The sequence below is a fragment of the Bacillus cereus group sp. BfR-BA-01331 genome, assembly GCF_022663915.1.
Classification (GTDB): domain Bacteria; phylum Bacillota; class Bacilli; order Bacillales; family Bacillaceae_G; genus Bacillus_A; species Bacillus_A mycoides.
Window position 1 is genome coordinate 54,268 of record NZ_JAKUGJ010000006.1, and the last position, 22,648, is coordinate 76,915.

Consider the following 22,648-nt stretch of genomic DNA (forward strand, 5'->3'; position numbering starts at 1 on the left):
AACATAGGCACTTTTTAGTACCGTACTACTCATTTCCCTCTTACGTATGCTATTATGAAACATATTCAACACGATAAAAAGTACGTACTTTAAAGTGCTATAGGCACTAAAAAGTAACATTTAGCTTCTTTTGTTGAAGAAATGAAATCTACATTCATCAAAGGAGATTTTTATATGAAGAAATATAATATTCCCGTTGAAGCGACTTTAGAGGTTATCGGCGGAAAATGGAAAGTCGTTATTCTTTGCCACTTAACGAAAGGTACAAAGAGAACGAGTGAATTAAAACGTCTCATGCCTGGTATTACACAAAAGATGTTAACACAGCAATTACGCGAATTAGAAGAAGACGGAGTTATTCAAAGAAAGGTATACAATCAAGTACCACCGAAAGTAGAATATTCTCTTACAGACTACGGTTGGTCTTTAGAATCTATTCTTGATTCTCTTTGTACTTGGGGCGAATGCCACCTTGAAAAAAGCGGTAACACATCAATGCTAATTACAGAAGGTGAACAATAAAAAAAGGAAAAAATGAACATAAATTTGTCCATTTCCTCCTTTTTTTCTTTATATATATGTACATTTTTAAGATAGATAAAATAATTTATGCGCTTTCATGCCTTGTCAGTACTAGGTTACAGAATCAATATCAAATAATTAGGAATCATTTTTATGTTAACATACGTGTATATAGTATATAATATAGGATATATATTATATACACTTTCCGATAAGGGAACTTTCCATTATGCGGACAAGCCATGTATCGGACAGTTCATAAATAATAGGTAGGACATTATGGTTTTGGATTTATGATTTCAGCTTACTTGCTATCATAAATTTAAAGGCATTTTATTGTGCTTTGTGAAACTTTGTATAAAGTTTCATAAGCGTTTACTATCTTACCTATAAAAAATAAGAGTATTGCTATCGTAAAGGAGAATTGGAGATGCCAGAAACTATGACTCAAACAAAGCCAGAACAAGAAACTGTACAAATTTCTGCTAGCCAAGGACAACTTGATGTACTTGATCAGTTGTTAAAACCTGAGGTACAAGAATCATTAACAACACTAGTAGAACAGCTTCCAAAATTAACTGAGCTTGTTAACATTTTAACTAAGTCTTATGACTTCGCTCAAACTGTTGCTACTGATGAAGTATTAAAAAGCGACACTGTTAGTGCAATCACAGAGCTTGTAGAACCTGTAAAAGATACAGTAAAAGGCATGGCTGCAACTGCTATCGAAGCGAAAGATCGTGCTGATGAAAGCAACGAAGTTATCGGCCTGTTCGGTCTATTAAAATTACTAAAAGACCCACAAGCACAAAAAATGTTCCGCTTTGTGAACGCATACCTTCAAATTAGTGCAGAACGTAACAATAAATAATTTAACTTATAACAACAATTAGTAAAGACGGGGGATATCATACTATGTCAAAACAAATTGTCATCTTAGGCGCTGGTTATGGCGGTCTTCTTGCCGCTTTAAACGTACGTAAATATTACAGCAAATCAGAAGCACAAGTTACAGTGATTAACCAATACCCAACGCACCAAATCATCACTGAACTACACCGCCTTGCAGCTGGTAACGTTGCTGAGCAAGCAATTGCAATGCCACTTACAAAGCTTTTCAAAGGTAAAGACATCGATCTTAAAATTGCAACAGTTGAGTCATTCTCAGTTGATAGCAAAGAAATCAAACTAGCTGGTGGCACTACTTTATCTTACGATGCACTTGTAGTTGCTTTAGGAAGTAAAACTGCTTACTTCGGTATTCCAGGACTAGAAGAAAACAGCATGGTATTAAAATCTGCTGCTGATGCAAACAAAATCTACAAACACGTTGAAGACCGTATTCGTGAATACGCTACAACGAAAAACGAAGCTGATGCTACAATCGTAATCGGTGGTGGCGGATTAACTGGCGTTGAGCTAGTTGGTGAGCTTGCTGACATTATGCCTAAACTTGCAAAAAGCCACGGCGTAAATCCAAAAGAAGTTAAACTTCTTCTTGTTGAGGCAGGTCCAAAAATCCTTCCAGTATTACCAGACCACTTAATCGAACGTGCAACTGCTAGCTTAGAAGCACGCGGTGTTACATTCTTAACAGGTCTTCCTGTAACAAACGTTGCTGGTAATGAAATTGACTTAAAAGACGGTCAAAAAATCGTTGCTAACACATTCGTTTGGACAGGCGGCGTACAAGGTAACCCATTAATTGGTGAATCAGGTCTTGAAGTAAACCGCGGTCGTGCAACTGTTGATGCACATCTACAATCTACTTCTCACAAAGACGTATTCGTTGCTGGAGACAGCGCTGTTGTCTTCTCTCCAGACGGTCGTCCATACCCACCAACTGCACAAATCGCTTGGCAAATGGGTGAGTTAATTGGATACAACTTATACGCAGCACTAGAAGGCAAAGCATTCGAAGAGTTTGCACCTATCAACTCTGGAACACTTGCTAGTCTAGGACGTAAAGATGCTGTTGCTACAATCGGAGCAAGCAATACTCCGCTTAAAGGCCTACCAGCATCATTAATGAAAGAAGCAAGTAACGTTCGTTACTTATCACACATTAAAGGTCTATTCAGCTTAGCTTACTAATCTGAATATAAGCCCGAATCATGCCCTGCATGGTTCGGGCTATTTTTATCCCGCTATTTGCGGGCTGATAATCAGTGGGGATGAACAAACCCCCCACTGATTAAAGTTTCACTTTATCCGTAATTTTCTCTAACTTATTTATTCGGCAAAAGAATAATATAACCTCTTTAATTATCGAAATATACTGACTTTTTTGTGTCGAAATTGTGTATATGAAAAGAGCGGAAGTAGATATCTTCCCTACTTCCGCTCTTTCACAAGAACTATTCTCCTAATTCCACTAAGCTGTAGTTCTTCTTCCCTTTACGAATAATGATGAATCGTCCATCAAATGAATTTTCTACAGTAACATCCCTACTGACATCCGTTACTTTTTCACCATTCATAGATATAGCCCCATTATTAATATCTTCACGCGCTTGACGTCTAGAAGGTTCAATTCCTAAATCAACTAGCCACTCTACGATATTTTTCGTCTCTTTTGAAGATTGGAATGTCGGCATCTCTTTAAAGCCTTGTTCAATTTCATCAGCTGTTAACGACTTAATATCTCCGCTAAATAACGCTACTGTAATTTTCACTGCCTGTAAAAATGCTTCCTCTCCATGAACGAATTTCGTCATTTCTTCTGCTAATACTTTTTGCGCTTCACGTTTATGAGGCTCTGTTTCTACTTTCACAGCTAATTCATCAATTCGCTCTTTCGTTAAGAACGTAAAGTATTTCAAGTATTTAATTACATCATGATCATTTGTATTCACCCAAAACTGGTAAAATTCAAACGGCGTTGTCTTTTCAGGATCAAGCCAAACCGCACCACCTGCTGATTTACCAAACTTCGTACCATCTGATTTTAATAATAATGGAATCGTTAATCCGAATACTTTCGCTTCATGACCTTCTAACTTACGAATTAAATCTAGACCACTCGTAATATTTCCCCATTGATCACTACCACCAATTTGCAATTGAACATCTTCTTTTGTGTATAAATGATGAAAATCCATCGCTTGCAAGATTTGGTACGTGAATTCTGTGAAAGAAATCCCTGTATCTAAACGACTTGCGACAATATCTTTCGCTAACATGCTATTTATGCTAAAGTTTTTTCCGTAATCACGTAAAAACTCGATAATGTTTATTTTATGTGTCCAGTCATAGTTATTTACCATCTTCACTTCGCTATTCCCGCCAAAGTCAAATAGATTTTTCATTTGTGCTGTTAACGCATCTACATTATGCTGCACCACTTCTAACGTTTGTAGTTGACGCTCGGATTGACGACCACTCGGATCACCAATTGTTCCTGTTGCCCCTCCGATTAAAATAACCGGATGATGGCCAGCTAATTGAAATCTTTTCATCATCATGAACGGAATTAAATGTCCAATATGCATACTATCACCAGTCGGATCCACTCCGCAGTATAGTGAAATCTTTTTCTCTTCTACTAACTTACGTAAACCTTCTTCATCTGTCTGTTGATTCACAGCACCGCGCCATTCTAATTCATCAATAATATTCATCTTTTGTCATCCCCTTTATTTTTTAAAAAACAAAAAAGCCCCTATGTCTACGATAGACATAGGGACGATTATTCACCGTGTTACCACCCAGTTTGCATAAATAGCATAGCTATTCATACCACTCTTAGCAATAATATCGATTGCTAGTCCGCTTAGCGTTACCTAAGATACTCCAGAGTGTAATTCACAAGTTTGTTTGTGCTAGGTTCCAGCAATCCCTAGCTCTCTTTGATAACAGTGACAAACTGCTACTGGGCTCTTTCAACGTATAATTTATTTGTTAAATTATTAGCCATTATATTGAATCAAAATCAAATTGTCAACAATACCCAAATGTTATTTCGAAATAATTCATACTTTTATACGTTTTTTATTCAAAGATTACTGTAGATTTTCTCCAATAATCCTTACTTCTCTCTCTAATTTCACACCGAATTTTTCTTCAACTGTCTTTTGTACAAAATGAATTAAATCGATATAATCTTGTGCAGTTCCGTTATCAACATTCACCATAAATCCAGCGTGTTTTAAAGAAACTTCAACTCCGCCAATTCGCTTACCTTGCAGTCCTGATTCTTGAATAAGCTTACCCGCGAAATTATTTGGTGGACGCTTAAATACACTGCCACATGAAGGATACTCTAACGGTTGTTTTGACTCACGTTTAAACGTTAAATCATCCATTTTTTCTTTAATTTCTTCACGCACACCTTCTTCAAGCTCAAATCTCGCTTCAAGAATAATGTAATGGTTGTTCGCAAATACACTCTTACGATATCCAAATTCAAATGCTTCTTTCGTTAAAGTACGTAGCTCTCCATCACCTGTCATTACGACAGCTTCTGTTAATACAAACGATACTTCACCGCCGTAAGCACCAGCATTCATATATAACGCTCCGCCAACTGAACCTGGGATACCACAAGCAAACTCAAGACCCGTTAAATTATGATCTAATGCAATACGTGATACATCAATAATTGCTGCACCACACTGTGCTACAATCGTCGTTCCTGTTACAGTAACACCTGTAATATGAATTAAACTTACTGTGATTCCACGAAGACCACCGTCTTTAATAATAACATTCGATCCGTTTCCTAAAAACGTAACTGGAATATTGTATTGATTCGCATACTTTATAACTTCTTGAATTTCATCATAATTCGTAGGAGAAACGAACACATCCGCTTTCCCGCCCACTTTAATATGCGTATGATTCTTTAACATTTCATCTTGCTTCACATGACCTTCAGGCAATACTGTACTTAAATATTTATAAACCTCGTGCATATTCATTTTACAATTCCTCTATTTCTATAATCTTTTTATCCCGCTATATACGGGTCCATAATATCCCCACGTAAAAATGCATTACAGAACAACAGCTAACGTGGTGAATACAGTGTACATAAAGCACACCTATAAACCTCTTAAATTATAAGAGGTTCCACTCATATTAAAATATATATCGCATAATAAAGCAACCCAAATGGGCTACTAAACTTGACATGTAACCATATAGACAACAATTTGTAAAATATATAGGCTTTTCAAAGTAATACCCTTCAATATCTTACTATACCATACGAAAGAAAAGTGGTATTTTTTTGTAATCTTTACTTTATTTTCATCAATAAAAAAGAGCACATCCCACAGAATGTGCCCTTTCTATACTTTTTAACTTATTTTTCGTTCTCTTCTTTTTCCTTATCAAACCATAATAGCTCATCGTCATCAACTTCACCATTATAATTGATTAGAATCTCTTCTCCCGCTTTTATATCTTTGTAAGCAAAGAAGTTAAACGTATGATTCTCGAAGACAATATCATACGTTGCATTCGGATTATATGCATGATTAAATAACATGCCGTATCCTAATAGGAATGCCGTATGATTTACCCCATACTCAAATGCGTAGTCAGCAAGTAACGTTTTCTCAATGTGTTCATGCTGTTCATTCGGATAAGAGATAACTGGTGCTGAGTGTATCAACTCACCCTTTTTAATATCACGAGTTGCAAATACCCCTCTATTAAATTCTCCATCACTAAGTTCAGAAGTCTTAACTTCGATCATATGCGTCACCTATATAATTCTTTCTTTGAAGTATTTTATTCCGCTATTTGCGGGGTTCAACTAATAATCAGTAGCGTATAGCCCCACTAATTAAAGTCTCAGTTTATCTCCTTAAGCTTGGCAGAAAACGCGCAGAAAAGCAATTAAATTACTATCAAGTATTCATTTAAATGAAAAAAGAGCACACATGGTGTACCCTTTTAAGAGATATTACTTTTCTAAAATATCTTCTAGCAACTTCACTTGCTCGCTAACAGTATGTAACGTCTTCACCGATGTATCATTTCGATGCTTTTCTTCTTCAACACTCGCTAACACTTCTTCCGTAGCTGCAGAAGTTTGTTGAATTACGTTAGAAGCATGTGTAACGTCCTTTACGATATTCGTCGTTTTAGCTTGGAAACTTTCTTGATGACCAACAATCTCCCTCATTACATCATTAATCGCATCAATAAACTTCCCTAAATCCGTTACATTCGTCAAAACACTTGCTAACATTTCGTTACATTCTTCTTGTACTCTTTCTGACTTCTCTACCTGCACTTCTACTTTACTTGCTTGATTACTAAACTCCTTCAAAATCCCTTGAATTCTCCCCGCAGAACGATTCGATTCTTCAGCAAGCTTTAATACTTCATTCGCTACAATAGCAAAACCTTTTCCATGCTCGCCTGCCCTTGCAGCCTCAATATTTGCATTTAAAGCTAGCAAACTCGTCTGACTTGAAATATTCGTGATTACATCTACAATTTCATTAATTTGTTTCGATTGTGTCATCAATTCTCTAAATATCGTTCCTGATTGTGAAACAACATCATTTAAACTTCTCATGTTAGCTTCAAAATTTCTTAAAGTATTTACACTACCCTTTGAGATTTCCAAACTTTTATCAACACGCATCGACGCATTTCTTACTTGAGAGATGATTTGGTCAATATTTCCCTCCATATCATTCAATACTTCTACTGAACGTGACATCATCTCTGATTGCGATTGAGTTCCCACTGCTACTTCTTCAAAAGCAAAGTTAATTTCACTCATTGACTCCATCGATGTATTCATATTTTGTCTTAAATGATTGAAATTAATATCTAACTTCACAACAGTTTCCTCAATAAGCCTTTGCGTTTCTTCTAACTCCTGAGCTTTCTTCATCACCGCTTGCTTCTCATCCCTTAAACGAGCCAAAAGATTAGAACCAATCTTTGTGACACCCCACATTGCGATCGTTACAATCGCTAACAAGCTTGCGAAATTTGCGGCTTCAGATGACGCTGTATAAGCAAAAAATTGATTTGGCCAATAACTACAAAGTATAAATGTAACAACAACTGCTACCCCGCCAAGGATTAAAATAAGACGTTCACTCAAATAAATAAGTGAAACCGCTAATGTAAAATAGATCATTTGAAATACAGCTGGGCTTTCATTAAATGCTTGTACCATAATGAAAGACATAATAAGTAGCATACATGTCATGATGTATTTATACATTGCTTCCATACTTTCTATAAAAGTAAGCAGCGTTCCAAATACTACGATAGAAATACCACACATCCAAAATGCTATTGCTCTCTCTGTAAAAATATATCCGTAATACCCAATCGCGATTATCCCAAGGAAGAAACTACAAATCGTGATAAACAACAATAAATGATTTTTCTGCGATTCTTTCTCAAGGTTAGAAAAACAAGTTCTCTTTAACCACTCCATATATGAAGCCCCACCTTCTACTCATACGTATCGATTACTTCAGCTTGAATACCGCACTCACTGGGTTATGATCGCTATTTTCAAACTTCAAATCTTTCCCTTGTACATTTACAATTTCAACATTCGGTGAAACGATAAAGCCATCAATAATCGTGACAAAGTTTTCACCTTCCACGTATTTCTTTACATCATCTCTCACAGTCATAACAGACGGATCTACAGCCCACTTAAAGCCACCATCAGTAAAGTCCTTCGGTAATTCTACTAACCACTCAGGACGCTCTTTCACAAACTTAGGATCGCTTAACTGAACGTTAGAAAGTAATTGATTCCAGTCTCCGCCCATTATGACATAATCACCATTTTCATAATGCTTGTTCATATATTTTTTTAAATATTCTACTTGCTGTTTTCTAATTTTCCCGCCTTCATCATAAGCAGACAAATGTAGATTTACGAGTCTAACAAATTTCCCATTATTAACAGGTATTTTATGTTCAACAATCGCTCGGTCTAAATCAAATAAACGCTTTGGCCACGGCTCCATTCCAGGAAGCTGAAATCTCTTCGCTGTTTGAACCGTATATTTAGAAAATGTACTTAATCCAGCTTCAGCATATCCCATTGGATTTGTTATTGGCACCGGAACCCATTTCGTATCGTAGTTCTTTCCGAATGACGAAGCATAATCAGGTAATCCTTTTTTCAAAAATTCATGCCCATTTACATCAAATGATCGCATTGATTTTATATCTGTTTCTTGTAATAGTGCAAAATCACTATTCTCATTTTGTAAAAACGAAAGCATATTCTTTAAGTTAGTTTCCGTTTGTTCTTTACTACTTGAACCAGACCCTTTTCCCCCATCCATAAAGAAGTCTTGATCCTTATCTAGTCCAGCATATCCAATATTAAATGTTGTAACTTTAAATTCATTTCCAGGCGCAATTACGCGCTCCTTATTGTTTTCCACCTTCAAGCTTATAACATCAGCCGGCTGTTCTTTTGTAAGTGTCATATAAGCTAAAAACCCACCTACAACTCCCACACCTACTAAAATACATATAAGTACTATCTTTAATAACCTTTTCAAACAAACGACTCCTTTTCTAAAACATACGATTTTACTTTTCTTTATTTTCAGTTAAATAAAAAAATGACAGACATACGAAATATTTTATCACACTCAAAACCTTATATCATTATATTTAGTTTATAAGTTGATTCTCCCTATCTTAAACCACTATAGAAATACAGAATGCACCAACTTCTCCACTGGAAATTAAACGCAATGTTTAGTAGACTATATGTAATAATCATAGGCGATGGAGTTCGCCATAACCGCTGCTTAGCTAATGACTCCTACCAGTATAACTACTGGTAGGAGTCTATTTTTTTGAGCAAGCTATTTAAAGAGGTGAGAAAATTGATTTATATTATCGTTGGCATCGCCGGCATATTAGGAGCCCTTTCCCGCTATTATTTAGGTCTTACTATTCATACATTTTGGCATCATTCTTTTCCATTAGCTACATTACTCATTAACTTAGCCGGCTGCTTCTTATTAGCATGGCTAACTACGTATATCGCCCGGCTAAACATCTTACCTTCAGAGGTTATCACAGGCATCGGGACTGGATTCATCGGTTCCTTTACGACGTTTTCAACATTTAGTGTAGAAACTGTGCAATTAATCAATCATTCTGAATGGAGCACGGCTTTCTTATATGTATCATGTAGCATACTTGGCGGTCTCATTATGTCTGGACTTGGCTATACACTAGGTGATTTCTTAATTAAGAAGTCACTTACGGAAGGTGATCACTTATGATGGAAGCTTTATTAGTAGCAACTGGAGGATTTTTCGGTGCGATTACACGATTTGCAATTAGCAATTGGTTTAAAAAAAGAAATAAAACACCCTTTCCAATTGCTACATTCCTTATTAATATAACAGGAGCATTTTTACTCGGGTATATAATTGGCAACGGAGTCTCTACAGAATGGAAATTATTATTAGGAACTGGATTTATGGGCGCATTCACCACATTTTCGACACTTAAATTAGAGTCCATTCAGCTTCTCAATCGCAAAAAAATTTACACATTCCTTTTATATTTAAGTACTACTTACATAATTGGTATCCTATTCGCATTCCTTGGAATGAAGCTCGGTGGAATATAAAAAAGCGACTCTATTGAGTCGCTTTCTTTCATAAGAAGTATGTCCCGCCATATGGAATGGAAAATAAAGTGAAACTTTATCGCTCTTGCTTTTTTCGAAACATCGAGAAAATAGCTACGAACAAAATCGTAATAATCCCAATTAAAACAAATAAATACGCTAATGGAATTAAGTAAAATGGTTCTACTAAAGTTCCATCTGGCTTCACTTCAGAACCAATTATATTAAACATAACTATGCATAGCACTCCTAAAAATATTGGACTAGATGCTAATAAGTATTTTTTCCTCATCATAATTCCTCCTTTTTATACTCTAAAATGTCACCTGGCTGACAGTCTAAAACTTCACATATCTTCTCTAAAGTTGAAAATTTAATTGCTTTTGCTTTTCCATTTTTTAATATCGAGACATTCGTCGTTGTAATTCCTAATTTCTCGGATAACTCTGTCACACTCATTTTTCTTTTCGCTAAGATTACATCGAGATTTGCTACAATCGTCATAACAGAGCACCTCAAATCGTTAAGTCGTTATCATCTTTTATTTCACTTGCTTCTCTAATTAAATGAGAAAGTAAGGAAGTAAAAATAGATATAACGACTGAGAAGAATAAAATAAGTAATAGAATAACTAAAATGCTCGTATGATAACTTCCAGCTGCGAAAATATATAGTAATCCTCCGATATATAAAACACCTTCAGTCATAGATAAAATACTAATCCTCTTTAATCGATTCGCATTTTTTACAGTAAAGGCTTGGTGTGAGGCAATATCTGAACATATTTTCCACCCTAAAAATAAAGCGCTAAAAAATGGAATTCCTGTGATCCAAATGAACAGTACGAATGGCTTATATAGCCCCTTCAAATTTTCTGAAACTAACAATACCGCTCTTCCCGTTTCTGGCCCAATATATATGCAGAACAATAAACCAAAACATCCGCAAAGAATGATAATTAACTTTAACCATAATGACAATTCTTTTTGTTTCACAAAAATCCACTCCTAAACTAACAGCATTTATCTATTGCTATTTTTTCAACTTTGAAGTGATAAATCCAACTAGCAACACACCAATACCACTAAAGAACAATAGGTAGCTTACTGGTACTAGGAAAAAGAAAGGTTCTACAAGAAGCCCATTATCCGCCACTTTACTAGTTGTACCGTGCATTAATAAACAGGTAACTCCTAATGATATTAGTACGATAGCTAATAAAAATTTATTTTTCATAATATATTCTCCTTTAATTTCACAATTAATTTTTCCGCATTCCTTTTGCTACCCTCATAATAAGTCCCGACACATTATAAGTCAACAACTATTTATTGTTTTACGATAAATAGTTGTTGACTTATACAATAAAAAGACTATAGACAATCATTGTCTATAGCCTCTTCACTCTAAAATATTCTTTTTGGAACATACACATTCTTATCGCATTATGGTAGTTGCCATCAACGAAGAACTCATCTTGCAACTCACCTTCCACTATAAATCCGACCTTTTTATAAACGTGTACAGCTTTTTCATTCTCTTTATCGACAACTAAATATATTTTATGCATATTTAATACGGAAAAAGCGTAATCCATCGCTAAACGCGTTGCATCAGCTGCATAACCGTAACCTTGGTAACTCGGATCAATAATAATTTGGAATTCAGTTCTACGGTGAATATAATCGATTTCTACTAATTCGACTAATCCCACCATCTCATTATCTTTCTCAACGATAAATCGGCGCTCACTTTGATCATGTATATGTTTATCGTATAAATCCTGCAGCTCCACAAATGCCTCATAAGGCTCTTCAAACCAATACGACATAATATGCGCGTTATTATTAAGTTCGTGTACAAACTTTAAGTCTTCCCGTTCTAAAGGACGTAATTTCAATTCCTGACTCATTTCTATAACCTCCAAGTAAAATAACCTCTTCACTTAATTTCTCAATTTTTTTCGATTTCAAACGCCCTAATTACATTGTAAACCTTCAAGTAACTTGAAGGTCAAGGTACAAAAAGTAGTGCAAACTTATGTCTGCACTACTCTTTTCTCAAATCTCTCATATTTGATATGTATAAAGAAATAACTAAAACAAGAATTGCTCCCGCGTATAATAACGTCTCCATTGGTTCCTCATGAGACACAATAATTAAACGAATTAACGCCGTAATTCCGATATAAATAAAATAACGTAACGGAAAATGATAATTCGACTTAAAATACTTAATAATTAATGCGATGAACTCGAAGTATAGGAAATAGACGATGATACTCTCAACTAATTTATAAGATGTATACTTCTTCGCTGAAAATATGTATTGAATAAAAGTAATTGTTTCGTTAATTAAAAAAATCGATAAAACAATGGACAATATGATTAACGCTATATTTAATATCCACTGTAAAACACTAGCTATAAAATGATCGATATTAAATGACTTCATTTTCTCTTTTAGCTCCCCTTCGTGTAAGTACTTATTCATTATAGCAAAATTATACTTACAGAAATGTTAAATCATATATGATCGTCCTCTTTCACGATTACTTCACCATTCGGATATTTATGCTTAATATAATCGCTTCCCCAATCGCAAAGCACCTTCAAACCCTTTTTTAATGATTCTCCCTGTTCTGTAAGAGAATACTCAACTTTCGGTGGTACTTGATTATATACTTTTCTAGACACAAGCCCATCTTTTTCAAGCTCTTTCAATTGCTCAGTAAGCATTTTTTGTGTAATACCAGTTACCAATCGTTTTAACTCACCCGTTCTTGTCGGTCCGCTTGTTAAATGATATAAAATGTGGGATTTCCACTTACCTCCGATCACATCCAAAACGACTTCAATTCTATTGTTATACTCTTTTTTCATATTGAACTCCTTCTGTATTTTAAGACTTAAAAAAGAAGCTTCATCCAATTGCTTTAAATCAACCACAAGTGCTAGAAGCATCCGCTATGATCGTAATTTTAAGCGAAAAGAACGCCCATGAATTCGAACATATCAATAAGGTGAATGAACGTGCAGTAGCTGCTGGATTCATGACAGAAGAAATTAAAAACAGACTGAACAACAGTATTCGTGAGTTTTATGCACCTGTAAGCGAACAAGGAAAAAGAGAATGGCAAATGCTTGACGGTGGTTTGCTAGCTATGCAATTTATGCTTGCTGCAAAAGCGAGAGGATACGATACAGTCCCAATGCTTGGCTATAAAGTTGAAGAATTCCGCAAAGCATTTAACGTTCCAGAAAACTTAACTGACGTCTTAATGATTGCATTAGGCCAAGCAAAAGAGCCAGGATTCCCAACAGTTCGATTAACTGTAGATGAAGTAACGTCTTGGAATGGCGAGTTTTAATCACAGTATTTATCGTACTTTAGGAATAAAAGTACGATAAACACTACTAACAAGAAAAGAGGTTTTCTTATGAAATTAAGTGTTTTAGATCAAACTCCAGTTTCGAACGGGGTAACTACTCAAGAAACTTTTAAAAATACGATTGAATTAGCACAGCTAGTAGATAAACTAGGCTATCACAGACTATGGTATTCTGAGCATCATGGTTCAGCCAATTTTGCTAGTGCTTCACCAGAAATTATGATTTCTCATATCGCATCTGTAACAGAGCAAATTCGCGTTGGTTCTGGTGGAATGATGTTAATGCACCATTCACCATTAAAGATGGCAGAAGTATTTAAAACATTAACATCTTTATATCCAGATAGAATTGATTTCGGTGTAGGTCGAGCGCCAGGTGGCAATCAATTTTCTACACTTGCATTACATGAAGGAAAACATCCAAATATGCTGAATCTGTACGATAAATTAATGGATACGATGATGTTTATGACAGAAACAATGCCTGCAGATCATTTATACAATCGTACACTTGCTTCGCCATTAGGTGCCCCATTACCTGAAGTTTGGCTATTAGGTTCTAGTGGTAGTAGCGCTGCACAGGCAGGAAGATTTGGTATTGGTTATTCCTATGCTCAGTTTATTAGTGGGGAGTTATCTAGTGAAATGTTAGAATCTTATCGTAAAAATTTCGTCCCTTCTGAGTTTATGGTTAAGCCTAAAATAAACATTGGGTATTTTGCACTAGCAGCGGAAACTGCTGAAGAAGCAGAATATCATGCAGCTTCTTTAGATTTATCTCTATTATTTTTAGATAAAGGTAAGTATTTCCACGTACCTTCTCCTGAAGAAGCACTAAATTACAATTACACTGAAATGGACAAAATGCATATACAGAACAATCGTAAAAAATTCCTTGTTGGAAGTGCTAAAGAAGTTGCAAATACACTTCGCGAACATGAAGAAAAATTCGGAATTAACGAAGCTATGATTGGGACAATCAGTCATAATCATGACGCAAAACTACAATCTTATCGACTACTTGCAAAAGAGCTTCTATAAAAAGAAAGGCGGGAAAACAATGCTTGAAGTTTTAAATCGAATCAATGAACTAGCTAAAAAACAAAAAGAAGACGGTTTAACAAAAACAGAATTACATGAGCGTAAAGCATTACGCGAGGAGTACCTTCAAATTATTCGCGGTCAAATCAGTACCACTGTCACAGGATTAAAAATATTAGATCCTTTAGGAAATGACGTGACACCTGAAAAATTAAAAGAACAACAAAAGCTATCACTAAACACAGATAACAATGCATGAAAATACCGAGACTTTTTGTTACTTAATGATTCATCTAAGTAAACATATGATCAGATGGATCATTAAGTTAACATTACATACCTCATCGACGTATCCTTCAAACTTCTAGTTCTAACTTGAAAATCTACAAACAAAAAACCATACCCCCGCCCCTCCGGCAAAGTTATGGTTTTTATCCTACAATGTCACTCTACCTATAAGTTTGCCGTGAGTTCCACAAAACAGCAAATAAGGTTACTATAACCCTCAAAGAAAAGGAATCTTATTTTAACTTTCCTATTGATAGGTTAACACGATAATTCCCGTACTTTAATAGTCGTCCTAGAAATTTATCTAAGTCTTCATTGGAAGCAAAATGTGTTTTTAATAAATAACATCCCTCACCACTTATACGATGCACTTCAGAAATCCCTTCTTCTCCTTGAAAGAAATTCATAAACTCTTGATGATTAGCTGTTGTTACGAACAAAGTAACAAATGCAGTCACTATTTGTCCTAATTTGATTCGGTTTATTGCAATTGTATATTGTTCAATAATCCCTAAATCCTCTAATCTCCGAATTCGATTTCCTACAGCCTGCCCCGTCATATGTATTTTTTGACCAAGTTCTTTCCATTGTATTCTTGAGTTTTCTCCTAATAATTTCAGTATCTCAAAATCTGTTTGATCAATGATATAAACCAATCCTTTCATCGTGAAAGTAGAAAGCCCGAAAGTGTTTCGCCAACTTATTCTGCTTGTCGATACAATTCACTATACTTAGTTTATCCTCTTACATCACATTGTTTATCAGTTATATTTACTTATAACACAGAGGACGCAACAAAAAAATACATCTAGATTTAAAGGAGGTTACAAATATGTTATTACAAGAGATTTTATCGTTCAATGAACAATTTGTAGAAAATAAAGAATACGCTCCCCGTGAAGCGACAAAGATGCCTAAAAAACGTATGGTTGTTGTTTCTTGTATGGATGCTCGCTTAATTGAGCTACTTCCAAAAGCTTTAGATATACACGATGGTGATGCAAAAGTTATCAGAAATGCAGGTGGTAAAATTGCTTCTCCTTTCGATAGTGTTATGCAAAGTGTTGTAGCATCAGTATATGATTTAAATGCAGATGAAATCTTCCTTATCGGACACCATAGATGTGGTGCGAGTCAAACTAATCCAAAAGGAACACTTCAAAAAATATTAGATCGCGGAGTAGCTTCACCAGAAATTTTATCAGCGATTGAATACGCTGGTGTTGACCTTAAAAAATGGTTATTTGGATTCGATGATGTCTGCGATTCAACTCAAGCTAATGTTGATTTAGTAAAAAATCATCCACTTATTCCAAAAGATGTTCCTGTACATGGTTTAGTTATTGATCCTCACACAGGTAAATTAGATTTAATAGTTGATGGATATAAAGCATTAAATGGTATGAAAAATTAATTATTACTTAAATGAAGGGAAGTTATTAGATATGAATAGACAAGAAGCTACGCAAAAAATTATGGAAGCAAAAATTGCAAAAGGTTTAACATGGGAAGAAATTTCAAAAGTAAGTGAAAACTCTGAGACTTGGGTTGTAACAGCGTTATTAGGACAAGCTACAATGACACGTCCAGAAGCAGAAAAAATCGGTAAACTATTAGAATTAGATGAAGAAGTAGTTCAAGCATTAACAGTAGTTCCACTTAGAGGTCAAGTAATGCAAATGCCTCCTACTGACCCAATCTTATATCGATTATATGAAATGATGTTACAATACGCACCAACTCTTAGAGAATTAATTCTAGAAAAAGCTGGCGAAGGTGTAATGAGTGCAATTAACTTCAATCTAGGTGTGGACACACAAGAAGATCCAAAAGGTGGCGACCCTCGTATCGTGATTACACTTAACGGGAAATTCTTACCGTTCCGTACATGGTAATTAATTAAAAATCTATCTATATAATTAAAGTGATTTTATAGATTTACAAAATCCATCCTTTTTAATCTAGCTGTGTAGAAAGGATGGATTTTTACTATGAGATTCTTTTTATACAAGGGAGAATAATATGAATAAAAAATACGTCGATACGAGCTTTAGTATTCTACAGTGGTTTGTGTTTTTATTAGCAAATGCAATTGCATTGCCTATCATTATTGGTGGCATATTCCATTTATCAATAGAAGATATCTCAACATTAATGCAACGAACTGTTTTAGTTGTAGGAGTAAGTTCATTTATACAAGCATGGTTTGGGCATCGCTACCCCATAGCGGATGGGCCAGCCGGTTCATGGGTAAGTATATTTGTCATATTGGGACAAGTCTCTATGCATCAGGGACAAAGTGCAAAGGATGCATTACAACTTCTAGAAGGCGGATTAATTATTGCAGGTATATTACTCTTCGTCCTTGGTATAACAGGGCTTGCTCATCGAATTCTACGTTTATTTACACCCTTGGTTACAGGAACTTTTCTTTTAATATTATCTCTTCAGCTTAGTGGTGTGTTACTAAAAGGAATGATGGGATTACAAGGAGCTGTAACTCATTCTGATTATACAACGGCTGCTATTGCGCTCTTTGTTTTTGCCCTTATTACTTTCTTATCAATTAAAGGGAACGGATGGATGAAAAGTTACGCTGTGTTACTTGGAATTTCATGTGGTTGGCTTTTGTATGCTGTATTAGGAAAATCATCTCATATGCCTTCACACACACCGTTAGTTAAGTTACCAGAGCTATTTTCTTGGGGCACACCTAGATTAGATATTGGAATGGCTCTAACTGCAACTTTATTTACATTTCTTTTAGTTGCAAATACAATCGCTGCTATTTCGGCTGTAAAACAAGTGGCTCCGTTATCTAAAGAAAATGAAAAGCAAATACTGAACCGCGGCGTGTGGGCCGGAGGTATATCGCATATTATCTCGTCGTTGTTTTCTACAATTGGAATTGTACCATTACCTGCATCAGCAGGATTTATTCAACTAACAGGACAAAGAAAAGTGAAGTCGTTCCTTATAGCAAGTCTTATATTAGCAGGAATTTCTTTTATTCCTTCAATTGTAAACTTTATATCCTTGCTACCAGGTCCTATTGCTAATGCCGCACTTTTAGCAACATTTGTCCAAGTAATAGGCATTTCATTTCAATCCATTTTACGTGAAGAATTAAATCAACGCCGATTAACTATATTAGGAATTTCATTATTAATCAGTTTGGGAATAATGTTTCTTCCAGAAAGTGCATTTAGCGGAATTCCTTCTTCCTTACAATATGTTTTAAGTAATGGATTACTTGTGGGTACCATGCTTGTCATTCTATTGGAACAGTTTTGGAAAGAGTAAAATTTGTGACTAAGTAAAAAAGCGCCCTGTTTACAGGGCACCTTTTTATACCTAATGACTAATACTAGCAGTTGGGTATAATGTTGTTCCTCCAATTGAAACTTTTATTTCATTTGTTAATGGAACATTTTGTTCATTTTTTATTGCTACGAAAATGTGATGTATCTTTATGCCCTCATTATAGTGACCCCTTACACTTTTATCAATACACTCTTATATGCAATATTACATACAAAAAACAAGCTGAATTCTTATAAAAAGTTATACAGAGATAAATCTTTTCGTTTGGTAAATACTTGAAAAGGTGAAGCGTTCCTTTGCATTTTATGAGTAATTTACAAGTTTATTGTTGGAAGCGTTGCAGGACTGTTACGAGCATCCAGAAATATTAAGAGTCCTCATGGGCAATCACATAAAAAAAAGCTGCTGCCTATAAAATACAGACAGCAACTTCAACTAGAGTAGCTGGCATGATTTACGCAAGCTACAGTATTTTTTTGACATACTCATTTTTTACACTTTGTAACTAATAAACAGCGATTGGCCCATAAGGACCATTGATAATTTCTATTTTTGTTTCAAAAATATCTGTCAAAATTTCCGGGTCCATAACCTCTTCTACTGTTCCAAAAGCAGCAATTTGTCCATCTTTCATAGCACAAATTTTATCAGAATATTTGGCTGCAAAATTTATGTCATGCATAACAGTCAAAATTGTTCTTCCAAATTCATTAGCCGCACGTCTCAAATGCTCCATCATTTGAACAGAACGAGCAACATCAAGATTGTTCAGAGGCTCGTCCAAAAGTACATATTCAGTCTCTTGGCACAACACCATCGCTACATATGCCCTTTGTCTTTGACCACCAGAAAGCTCATCTAAATATCTATTCTCTAAATTAGTTAAATCTAGAAAATCGATATATTTAGAAATAATAGCTTCATCCTCTTTAGTTAATCTTCCCTTTGAATAAGGAAAGCGCCCAAATCCAACTAATTGTCTAACAGTAAGCCTAGTTACAAAATGATTTTCTTGTCGCAATATAGTCAAAACTTTTGCTAAGTCTTTTGATTTGGATTCAGAAACATCCATATTTGCTACCTGAATTTGGCCTTCATCCATATCTAAAAGTCTTCCAATCATCAATAGTGTCGTTGACTTTCCAGCGCCATTTGGTCCAATTAAAGAAGTAAAGCCCGCTTTTGGTATTTCAATATCCAAAGGTCCTATTTTCACCTTATCAGTATAGAACTTTTTAACATTATCAATTTTTATCATAAAGCCCTCTTCCTTAAAACTATAGTTAAGAATATTATTCCACCAAATAATTCAATAATAACTGAAACTACACCTTGAGCATGGAATACATGATACATTAAAAAGTATGCACTCGTCATTATCAAAAATCCTATTGCAAAAGCCATTGGAAAAATATATCTATGATCATAAGTTGACGCGGCCTGATAACTCAAAGTTGCTACTAAAAAGCCGTAGAAAGTAAGTGGCCCAATTAGAGCTGTTGAAATGGACATCAAAATAGCAACTAATACAAGCGTATAAATTACACTAGGTTGATATTTAACTCCAAAAGAAGTAGCAACATCCTTTCCTAGTGACAAAACATTCAAATTCTTAGAATGAGCCAAAATTAATACTGCTACAATTATGACCATAGGAATTACAATAGGAAAATATGCAGGATCTGCATGATTAACAGAACCAAATAACCTTGCTTGTAAAATATCAAACTCTGAAGGCGCAAGTAGTTTTCTCATGAAAGTTGACACAGAATTTAGCCCGGTACCAATAATAATTCCAACTAAAAGCATAAGTTGTAAATTCCCGTATTTACCGGAAAGTAACCATCCATAAAGTATCAAACTCATGAAGACCATAACAACAACTTGAAATAAAAATGATCCAATTCCACTAAAATTTATCAATGCACTAGCACCAAAGAAGAATATTGTACTCGTTTGAATTGCTGAATAAAGTGATTCGAAACCTAAAAGCGAAGGAGTAATAATTTTATTATTCGTAATAGATTGGAAAGCAACTGTCGACAAACTATGACAAACTGCAGCAATAATCATAGCAACAATAGCTACTATCCTTCTCTTAACAACTGGGATAAAAGAAGGTGAATCTATCGGAACTGGATTGTTATAAACTAAAAGTCCATATGAAGAAAGGAGGCCTAAAGCAATCAATGTTATCAGTAAAATCCAATAACGTCTTGCTTCCTTCTTAGAACGAAAAGCACTAGCTGATCTACTTTCATTATGAAGGCTAGAATCGATTTCGACATTTTCTTTATTTCTATATTCTAATGTGATCATCGTAGCCTCCTTGGTTTTCTTTGTCTCAATAAAATAGTAATAAACACGACTGCTCCCACTGTTGCAAGTATTAAAGAAACAGGTACTTCAAAAGGCTGTATAATTGTTCGAGAAATGATGTCACAGGCAGTTATTGACCCCATTCCGATCACACAAACCCAAGGTAAATTACTCCTAAGATCATCACCTCTAAACATTGAAACGATATTTGGCACAATTAATCCCAAGAAAGGTAAGTGTCCAATAACAGCTGCAACAACTCCAACTGCAACAGAGATAAGGCCAGTCCCAAAAAGAACAATTCTATTGTAATTAACTCCAAGGCTTGTTGCGACATCTTCTCCTAGTCCAGCTAAAGTCAATCTATTAGCATACATAAAAATAAGAAAAGTAATGATAACAATTAGCCATAAATATTCATATCTTCCCACCTGAACGTTAGCAAATGAACCTACAAACCAAGTTTCAATACTTTGCGTCTTTTGAAAAAGGAGTCCCAAAAAAGTAGACACTGCAGAAATAACTGCTCCAAGCATCAATCCAATAATCGGGACAATTAAAGACGAACGAAGTTTAACTCTTCTTAAAAATAAAAAGAAAATCATAGTTCCTATAAAAGAAAAAATGATTGCACCAGTCATTCTTTGAAGTAAAGTCGGGGCAGGAAACAGTAAATATACAAAAAGCAGGCCTAAGCCTGACCATTCAATAGTCCCCGTTGTAGTAGGTTCAACAAAGCGATTCTGTGTAATGAGTTGCATTACGAGCCCTGCCATCGCCATTGCAGCTCCAGTAAGCATTAATGCAACTGTTCTCGGAACACGAGTGATGAAAAACATCTCCATTCCGTCCTCTTGTCCACGTATATCATAAACTCCAGTAAACAGTGATATAATCCCTAAAATTATAACAACTATAATCGCTATTATAAAAGGTTTTGTCCATAATTTATTGTGATTATAAAACTGGGGTTGAGAAATATTCTCAACCCTAGAAATTATATTTTTTGACACTGCTTCGTACTCCTTTACACTACTTAGCTAAAGTTTTTGCAATATTTCCAAATAACTCTGTATAAGTTTGAATTGATTCATTTGTGTAAGTATCTTCTGGTGCATAAATAACCTGGTTTTTAGAAACAGCAGTTGTGTTTTGAAGAGCAGGTGATTTAGAAATAACATCCTTAGCTGGAGCTGAAGTAGCTGCATCAGATGTTGCAGCATCACGATCTAATACGAAAATCCAATCAGGATTTGTTTGTGCAATAGCTTCAACAGAAACATCATCACCTTTATGACCTGCAGTAGAATTAGCAACTTCTAGTGCTGGAGTCCAACCGAAAATTTCATACATCGGTCCCCAAACGCGACCAGAATGTGGAGCAGCAAAACCAATATTTCCACCAGTAACGATAACACTCATAACTTTATCTTTTCCATTATAAGCAGATTTTGCTTTTTCAATAGATTTATCAAAATCAGCTACTACTTGTTTAGCTTCTTTATCTTTATCAAAGATTTTCCCTAAAGTAATTGTAGAATCTTTAAGTCCTTTTACTAAGTTTTCGCCAGGCTTAGTAGCTTTCTCAGAAACATCAACATTAAGATCAATAACAGCTGCTTTTGGCACTAATTTTTTGATTTCTTCGTAATGACCAGCAAATCTTTGACCAACGATTACAAGGTCAGGATTTGCAGCTGCTAGAATTTCAAAATTTGGTTCGCGGTGATTTCCAATATTTTGAACTTTACTATCCTTTACATATGCTGAATCTGCAGGCATTACATCCTTTGGAGCAGCCGCTAATTTAATTCCCCAATCAGATAAAGTTTCAAAAGTTCTATTATCCAAAGCAACTACATTCTTTGGGTTTACAGGGACTTTAACAGTTCCATGAGCATCAGTGATTTCAACTGTTTTTGGCTTATCACTACTATCACCTTTATTAGCTTTCGAAGTTTCCTTACTTGAATCTGAGCAAGCTACTAACATTAAAGTGAAAATTGCTAAAATACTTACTAATTTTAAAAGCATAGTTTTTTTCATACGTATACTCCTTATAATGTAATTTAGTTCGAAAATGATAACGTCCATAGATTAAATTAGATAGTAACTTTTCTGCATCTAAATTGCTATTGATAATCATTTTCATTTGAATATCCTGT

At 35.1% G+C, this 22,648-nt stretch carries 27 protein-coding genes, 1 pseudogene, 1 riboswitch and 1 other annotated feature; of the genes and pseudogenes, 11 read left to right on the forward strand and 17 right to left on the reverse strand.

Features of this window, described 5'->3' with window-relative positions; genetic code table 11:
• Window positions 1–174: 174 nt before the first annotated feature.
• The 3 genes from MR155_RS13020 (at window position 175) to MR155_RS13030 (ending at window position 2,616) form a co-directional block, all read left to right on the forward strand.
• Window positions 175–522 (forward strand): winged helix-turn-helix transcriptional regulator, encoded by a 348-nt coding sequence (locus MR155_RS13020; RefSeq protein WP_000760478.1) that lies wholly within the window; start codon window positions 175–177, stop codon window positions 520–522.
• Window positions 523–952: 430 nt separating this feature from the next.
• Window positions 953–1,393, forward strand: a complete 441-nt coding sequence (locus MR155_RS13025) for a DUF1641 domain-containing protein (protein ID WP_001115312.1) — start codon at window positions 953–955, stop codon at window positions 1,391–1,393.
• 44 nt (window positions 1,394–1,437) lie between these two features.
• Window positions 1,438–2,616 (forward strand): NAD(P)/FAD-dependent oxidoreductase, encoded by a 1,179-nt coding sequence (locus MR155_RS13030; RefSeq protein ID WP_044439292.1) that lies wholly within the window; start codon window positions 1,438–1,440, stop codon window positions 2,614–2,616.
• Between the two features lie 263 nt (window positions 2,617–2,879).
• Here the strand turns inward: MR155_RS13030 and tyrS are convergent, their stop codons facing one another.
• The 5 genes from tyrS to MR155_RS13055 form a co-directional block, all read right to left on the reverse strand.
• Window positions 2,880–4,142 carry a tyrosine--tRNA ligase gene (gene tyrS, locus MR155_RS13035; RefSeq protein WP_219301001.1) on the reverse strand — a complete coding sequence of 421 codons (1,263 nt, stop codon included), beginning with the start codon at window positions 4,140–4,142 and terminating at the stop codon, window positions 2,880–2,882.
• Window positions 4,143–4,199: 57 nt separating this feature from the next.
• Window positions 4,200–4,416, reverse strand: a binding site (T-box leader).
• Window positions 4,417–4,523: 107 nt separating this feature from the next.
• On the reverse strand, window positions 4,524–5,441 hold the full coding sequence (murB, locus tag MR155_RS13040) for a UDP-N-acetylmuramate dehydrogenase (protein ID WP_113936298.1): 918 nt from the start codon (window positions 5,439–5,441) through the stop codon (window positions 4,524–4,526).
• 386 nt (window positions 5,442–5,827) lie between these two features.
• The gene (locus MR155_RS13045; RefSeq protein WP_000573650.1) at window positions 5,828–6,223 is read right to left on the reverse strand and encodes an SET domain-containing protein; all 396 of its coding nucleotides are present in this window, start codon (window positions 6,221–6,223) and stop codon (window positions 5,828–5,830) included.
• A 210-nt stretch (window positions 6,224–6,433) separates the two neighbouring features.
• On the reverse strand, window positions 6,434–7,936 hold the full coding sequence (locus MR155_RS13050; RefSeq protein ID WP_242310095.1) for a DUF4077 domain-containing protein: 1,503 nt from the start codon (window positions 7,934–7,936) through the stop codon (window positions 6,434–6,436).
• Window positions 7,937–7,970: 34 nt separating this feature from the next.
• Complete coding sequence (locus tag MR155_RS13055) at window positions 7,971–9,029, reverse strand: endonuclease/exonuclease/phosphatase family protein (RefSeq protein WP_242310098.1); 1,059 nt, start codon at window positions 9,027–9,029, stop codon at window positions 7,971–7,973.
• 219 nt (window positions 9,030–9,248) lie between these two features.
• Window positions 9,249–9,308, forward strand: a riboswitch (Fluoride riboswitch).
• Between the two features lie 54 nt (window positions 9,309–9,362).
• Between MR155_RS13055 and crcB (MR155_RS13060) the strand changes: the two genes are divergently transcribed.
• Both crcB (MR155_RS13060) and crcB (MR155_RS13065) read left to right on the forward strand, forming a co-directional pair.
• Complete coding sequence (gene crcB, locus MR155_RS13060) at window positions 9,363–9,767, forward strand: fluoride efflux transporter CrcB (protein ID WP_002143706.1); 405 nt, start codon at window positions 9,363–9,365, stop codon at window positions 9,765–9,767.
• Window positions 9,764–10,120 (forward strand): fluoride efflux transporter CrcB, encoded by a 357-nt coding sequence (crcB, locus tag MR155_RS13065; protein ID WP_193652119.1) that lies wholly within the window; start codon window positions 9,764–9,766, stop codon window positions 10,118–10,120. Before crcB (MR155_RS13060) ends, crcB (MR155_RS13065) begins: the two co-directional genes overlap by 4 nt.
• A 76-nt stretch (window positions 10,121–10,196) precedes the next feature.
• Here crcB (MR155_RS13065) and MR155_RS13070 read toward each other — a convergent pair whose 3' ends face one another.
• The 7 genes from MR155_RS13070 to MR155_RS13100 form a co-directional block, all read right to left on the reverse strand.
• Complete coding sequence (locus MR155_RS13070) at window positions 10,197–10,412, reverse strand: DUF3955 domain-containing protein (RefSeq protein WP_242310101.1); 216 nt, start codon at window positions 10,410–10,412, stop codon at window positions 10,197–10,199.
• The gene (locus MR155_RS13075; RefSeq protein WP_242310104.1) at window positions 10,412–10,624 is read right to left on the reverse strand and encodes a helix-turn-helix domain-containing protein; all 213 of its coding nucleotides are present in this window, start codon (window positions 10,622–10,624) and stop codon (window positions 10,412–10,414) included. Before MR155_RS13075 ends, MR155_RS13070 begins: the two co-directional genes overlap by 1 nt.
• A gap of 11 nt (window positions 10,625–10,635) precedes the next feature.
• A complete protein-coding gene (locus MR155_RS13080) occupies window positions 10,636–11,115 on the reverse strand; it encodes a DUF2975 domain-containing protein (RefSeq protein ID WP_242310106.1) in 480 nt (159 codons plus the stop codon).
• A gap of 37 nt (window positions 11,116–11,152) precedes the next feature.
• The gene (locus tag MR155_RS13085; RefSeq protein ID WP_215576656.1) at window positions 11,153–11,356 is read right to left on the reverse strand and encodes a DUF3955 domain-containing protein; all 204 of its coding nucleotides are present in this window, start codon (window positions 11,354–11,356) and stop codon (window positions 11,153–11,155) included.
• A 154-nt stretch (window positions 11,357–11,510) separates the two neighbouring features.
• Window positions 11,511–12,032, reverse strand: a complete 522-nt coding sequence (speG, locus tag MR155_RS13090) for a spermidine N1-acetyltransferase (protein WP_002112781.1) — start codon at window positions 12,030–12,032, stop codon at window positions 11,511–11,513.
• Window positions 12,033–12,169: 137 nt separating this feature from the next.
• A complete protein-coding gene (gene psiE, locus MR155_RS13095) occupies window positions 12,170–12,574 on the reverse strand; it encodes a phosphate-starvation-inducible protein PsiE (RefSeq protein WP_219374976.1) in 405 nt (134 codons plus the stop codon).
• 71 nt (window positions 12,575–12,645) lie between these two features.
• On the reverse strand, window positions 12,646–13,002 hold the full coding sequence (locus MR155_RS13100) for a winged helix-turn-helix transcriptional regulator (RefSeq protein ID WP_016121030.1): 357 nt from the start codon (window positions 13,000–13,002) through the stop codon (window positions 12,646–12,648).
• 44 nt (window positions 13,003–13,046) lie between these two features.
• Here MR155_RS13100 and MR155_RS13105 point away from each other — a divergent pair.
• The 3 genes and pseudogenes from MR155_RS13105 to MR155_RS13115 all read left to right on the forward strand — a co-directional run.
• Window positions 13,047–13,490: pseudogene (locus tag MR155_RS13105) on the forward strand (nitroreductase family protein); the annotation flags it as partial.
• Window positions 13,491–13,559: 69 nt separating this feature from the next.
• Window positions 13,560–14,552 (forward strand): LLM class flavin-dependent oxidoreductase, encoded by a 993-nt coding sequence (locus MR155_RS13110; RefSeq protein ID WP_242310110.1) that lies wholly within the window; start codon window positions 13,560–13,562, stop codon window positions 14,550–14,552.
• 19 nt (window positions 14,553–14,571) lie between these two features.
• The gene (locus tag MR155_RS13115) at window positions 14,572–14,811 is read left to right on the forward strand and encodes a DUF896 domain-containing protein (protein ID WP_061673712.1); all 240 of its coding nucleotides are present in this window, start codon (window positions 14,572–14,574) and stop codon (window positions 14,809–14,811) included.
• A 262-nt stretch (window positions 14,812–15,073) separates the two neighbouring features.
• Here the strand turns inward: MR155_RS13115 and MR155_RS13120 are convergent, their stop codons facing one another.
• Window positions 15,074–15,505 carry an Lrp/AsnC family transcriptional regulator gene (locus MR155_RS13120; protein WP_242310112.1) on the reverse strand — a complete coding sequence of 144 codons (432 nt, stop codon included), beginning with the start codon at window positions 15,503–15,505 and terminating at the stop codon, window positions 15,074–15,076.
• Between the two features lie 167 nt (window positions 15,506–15,672).
• On the opposite strand from MR155_RS13120, the gene MR155_RS13125 reads away from it, so the two are divergent.
• The 3 genes from MR155_RS13125 (at window position 15,673) to MR155_RS13135 (ending at window position 18,143) form a co-directional block, all read left to right on the forward strand.
• Entirely contained in the window at window positions 15,673–16,254 is a 582-nt protein-coding gene (locus tag MR155_RS13125; RefSeq protein WP_242310114.1) for a beta-class carbonic anhydrase, read from the forward strand.
• Window positions 16,255–16,285: 31 nt separating this feature from the next.
• Entirely contained in the window at window positions 16,286–16,735 is a 450-nt protein-coding gene (gene cynS, locus MR155_RS13130; protein ID WP_001081567.1) for a cyanase, read from the forward strand.
• A gap of 127 nt (window positions 16,736–16,862) precedes the next feature.
• Window positions 16,863–18,143: a purine/pyrimidine permease gene (locus MR155_RS13135; RefSeq protein ID WP_242310118.1), complete on the forward strand. Its 1,281-nt coding sequence runs from the start codon at window positions 16,863–16,865 to the stop codon at window positions 18,141–18,143.
• Between the two features lie 526 nt (window positions 18,144–18,669).
• Here the strand turns inward: MR155_RS13135 and MR155_RS13140 are convergent.
• From MR155_RS13140 to MR155_RS13155, 4 genes are read right to left on the reverse strand one after another with little or no spacing between them, the layout of a single operon-like run.
• A complete protein-coding gene (locus MR155_RS13140; RefSeq protein WP_002139178.1) occupies window positions 18,670–19,422 on the reverse strand; it encodes an iron ABC transporter ATP-binding protein in 753 nt (250 codons plus the stop codon).
• Window positions 19,419–20,483 (reverse strand): iron chelate uptake ABC transporter family permease subunit, encoded by a 1,065-nt coding sequence (locus tag MR155_RS13145; protein ID WP_002144933.1) that lies wholly within the window; start codon window positions 20,481–20,483, stop codon window positions 19,419–19,421. The genes MR155_RS13140 and MR155_RS13145 overlap by 4 nt, the downstream gene beginning before the upstream one ends.
• Window positions 20,480–21,496, reverse strand: a complete 1,017-nt coding sequence (locus MR155_RS13150) for an ABC transporter permease (protein ID WP_242310120.1) — start codon at window positions 21,494–21,496, stop codon at window positions 20,480–20,482. The genes MR155_RS13145 and MR155_RS13150 overlap by 4 nt, the downstream gene beginning before the upstream one ends.
• Before the next feature lie 19 nt (window positions 21,497–21,515).
• Window positions 21,516–22,529, reverse strand: a complete 1,014-nt coding sequence (locus MR155_RS13155; protein WP_242310123.1) for a siderophore ABC transporter substrate-binding protein — start codon at window positions 22,527–22,529, stop codon at window positions 21,516–21,518.
• Window positions 22,530–22,648: the final 119 nt, after the last annotated feature.

Coding starts and splice junctions, on each gene's coding strand:
- MR155_RS13020 (WP_000760478.1), top strand. CDS start 175: ATGAAGAAATATAATATTCCCGTTGAAGCGACTTTAGAGGTTATCGGC.
- MR155_RS13025 (WP_001115312.1), top strand. CDS start 953: ATGCCAGAAACTATGACTCAAACAAAGCCAGAACAAGAAACTGTACAA.
- MR155_RS13030 (WP_044439292.1), top strand. CDS start 1,438: ATGTCAAAACAAATTGTCATCTTAGGCGCTGGTTATGGCGGTCTTCTT.
- tyrS (WP_219301001.1), bottom strand. CDS start 4,142: ATGAATATTATTGATGAATTAGAATGGCGCGGTGCTGTGAATCAACAG.
- murB (WP_113936298.1), bottom strand. CDS start 5,441: ATGAATATGCACGAGGTTTATAAATATTTAAGTACAGTATTGCCTGAA.
- MR155_RS13045 (WP_000573650.1), bottom strand. CDS start 6,223: ATGATCGAAGTTAAGACTTCTGAACTTAGTGATGGAGAATTTAATAGA.
- MR155_RS13050 (WP_242310095.1), bottom strand. CDS start 7,936: ATGGAGTGGTTAAAGAGAACTTGTTTTTCTAACCTTGAGAAAGAATCG.
- crcB (WP_193652119.1), top strand. CDS start 9,764: ATGATGGAAGCTTTATTAGTAGCAACTGGAGGATTTTTCGGTGCGATT.
- MR155_RS13070 (WP_242310101.1), bottom strand. CDS start 10,412: ATGAGGAAAAAATACTTATTAGCATCTAGTCCAATATTTTTAGGAGTG.
- MR155_RS13075 (WP_242310104.1), bottom strand. CDS start 10,624: ATGACGATTGTAGCAAATCTCGATGTAATCTTAGCGAAAAGAAAAATG.
- MR155_RS13085 (WP_215576656.1), bottom strand. CDS start 11,356: ATGAAAAATAAATTTTTATTAGCTATCGTACTAATATCATTAGGAGTT.
- speG (WP_002112781.1), bottom strand. CDS start 12,032: ATGAGTCAGGAATTGAAATTACGTCCTTTAGAACGGGAAGACTTAAAG.
- psiE (WP_219374976.1), bottom strand. CDS start 12,574: ATGAAGTCATTTAATATCGATCATTTTATAGCTAGTGTTTTACAGTGG.
- MR155_RS13100 (WP_016121030.1), bottom strand. CDS start 13,002: ATGAAAAAAGAGTATAACAATAGAATTGAAGTCGTTTTGGATGTGATC.
- MR155_RS13110 (WP_242310110.1), top strand. CDS start 13,560: ATGAAATTAAGTGTTTTAGATCAAACTCCAGTTTCGAACGGGGTAACT.
- MR155_RS13115 (WP_061673712.1), top strand. CDS start 14,572: ATGCTTGAAGTTTTAAATCGAATCAATGAACTAGCTAAAAAACAAAAA.
- MR155_RS13120 (WP_242310112.1), bottom strand. CDS start 15,505: ATGAAAGGATTGGTTTATATCATTGATCAAACAGATTTTGAGATACTG.
- MR155_RS13125 (WP_242310114.1), top strand. CDS start 15,673: ATGTTATTACAAGAGATTTTATCGTTCAATGAACAATTTGTAGAAAAT.
- cynS (WP_001081567.1), top strand. CDS start 16,286: ATGAATAGACAAGAAGCTACGCAAAAAATTATGGAAGCAAAAATTGCA.
- MR155_RS13135 (WP_242310118.1), top strand. CDS start 16,863: ATGAATAAAAAATACGTCGATACGAGCTTTAGTATTCTACAGTGGTTT.
- MR155_RS13140 (WP_002139178.1), bottom strand. CDS start 19,422: ATGATAAAAATTGATAATGTTAAAAAGTTCTATACTGATAAGGTGAAA.
- MR155_RS13145 (WP_002144933.1), bottom strand. CDS start 20,483: ATGATCACATTAGAATATAGAAATAAAGAAAATGTCGAAATCGATTCT.
- MR155_RS13155 (WP_242310123.1), bottom strand. CDS start 22,529: ATGAAAAAAACTATGCTTTTAAAATTAGTAAGTATTTTAGCAATTTTC.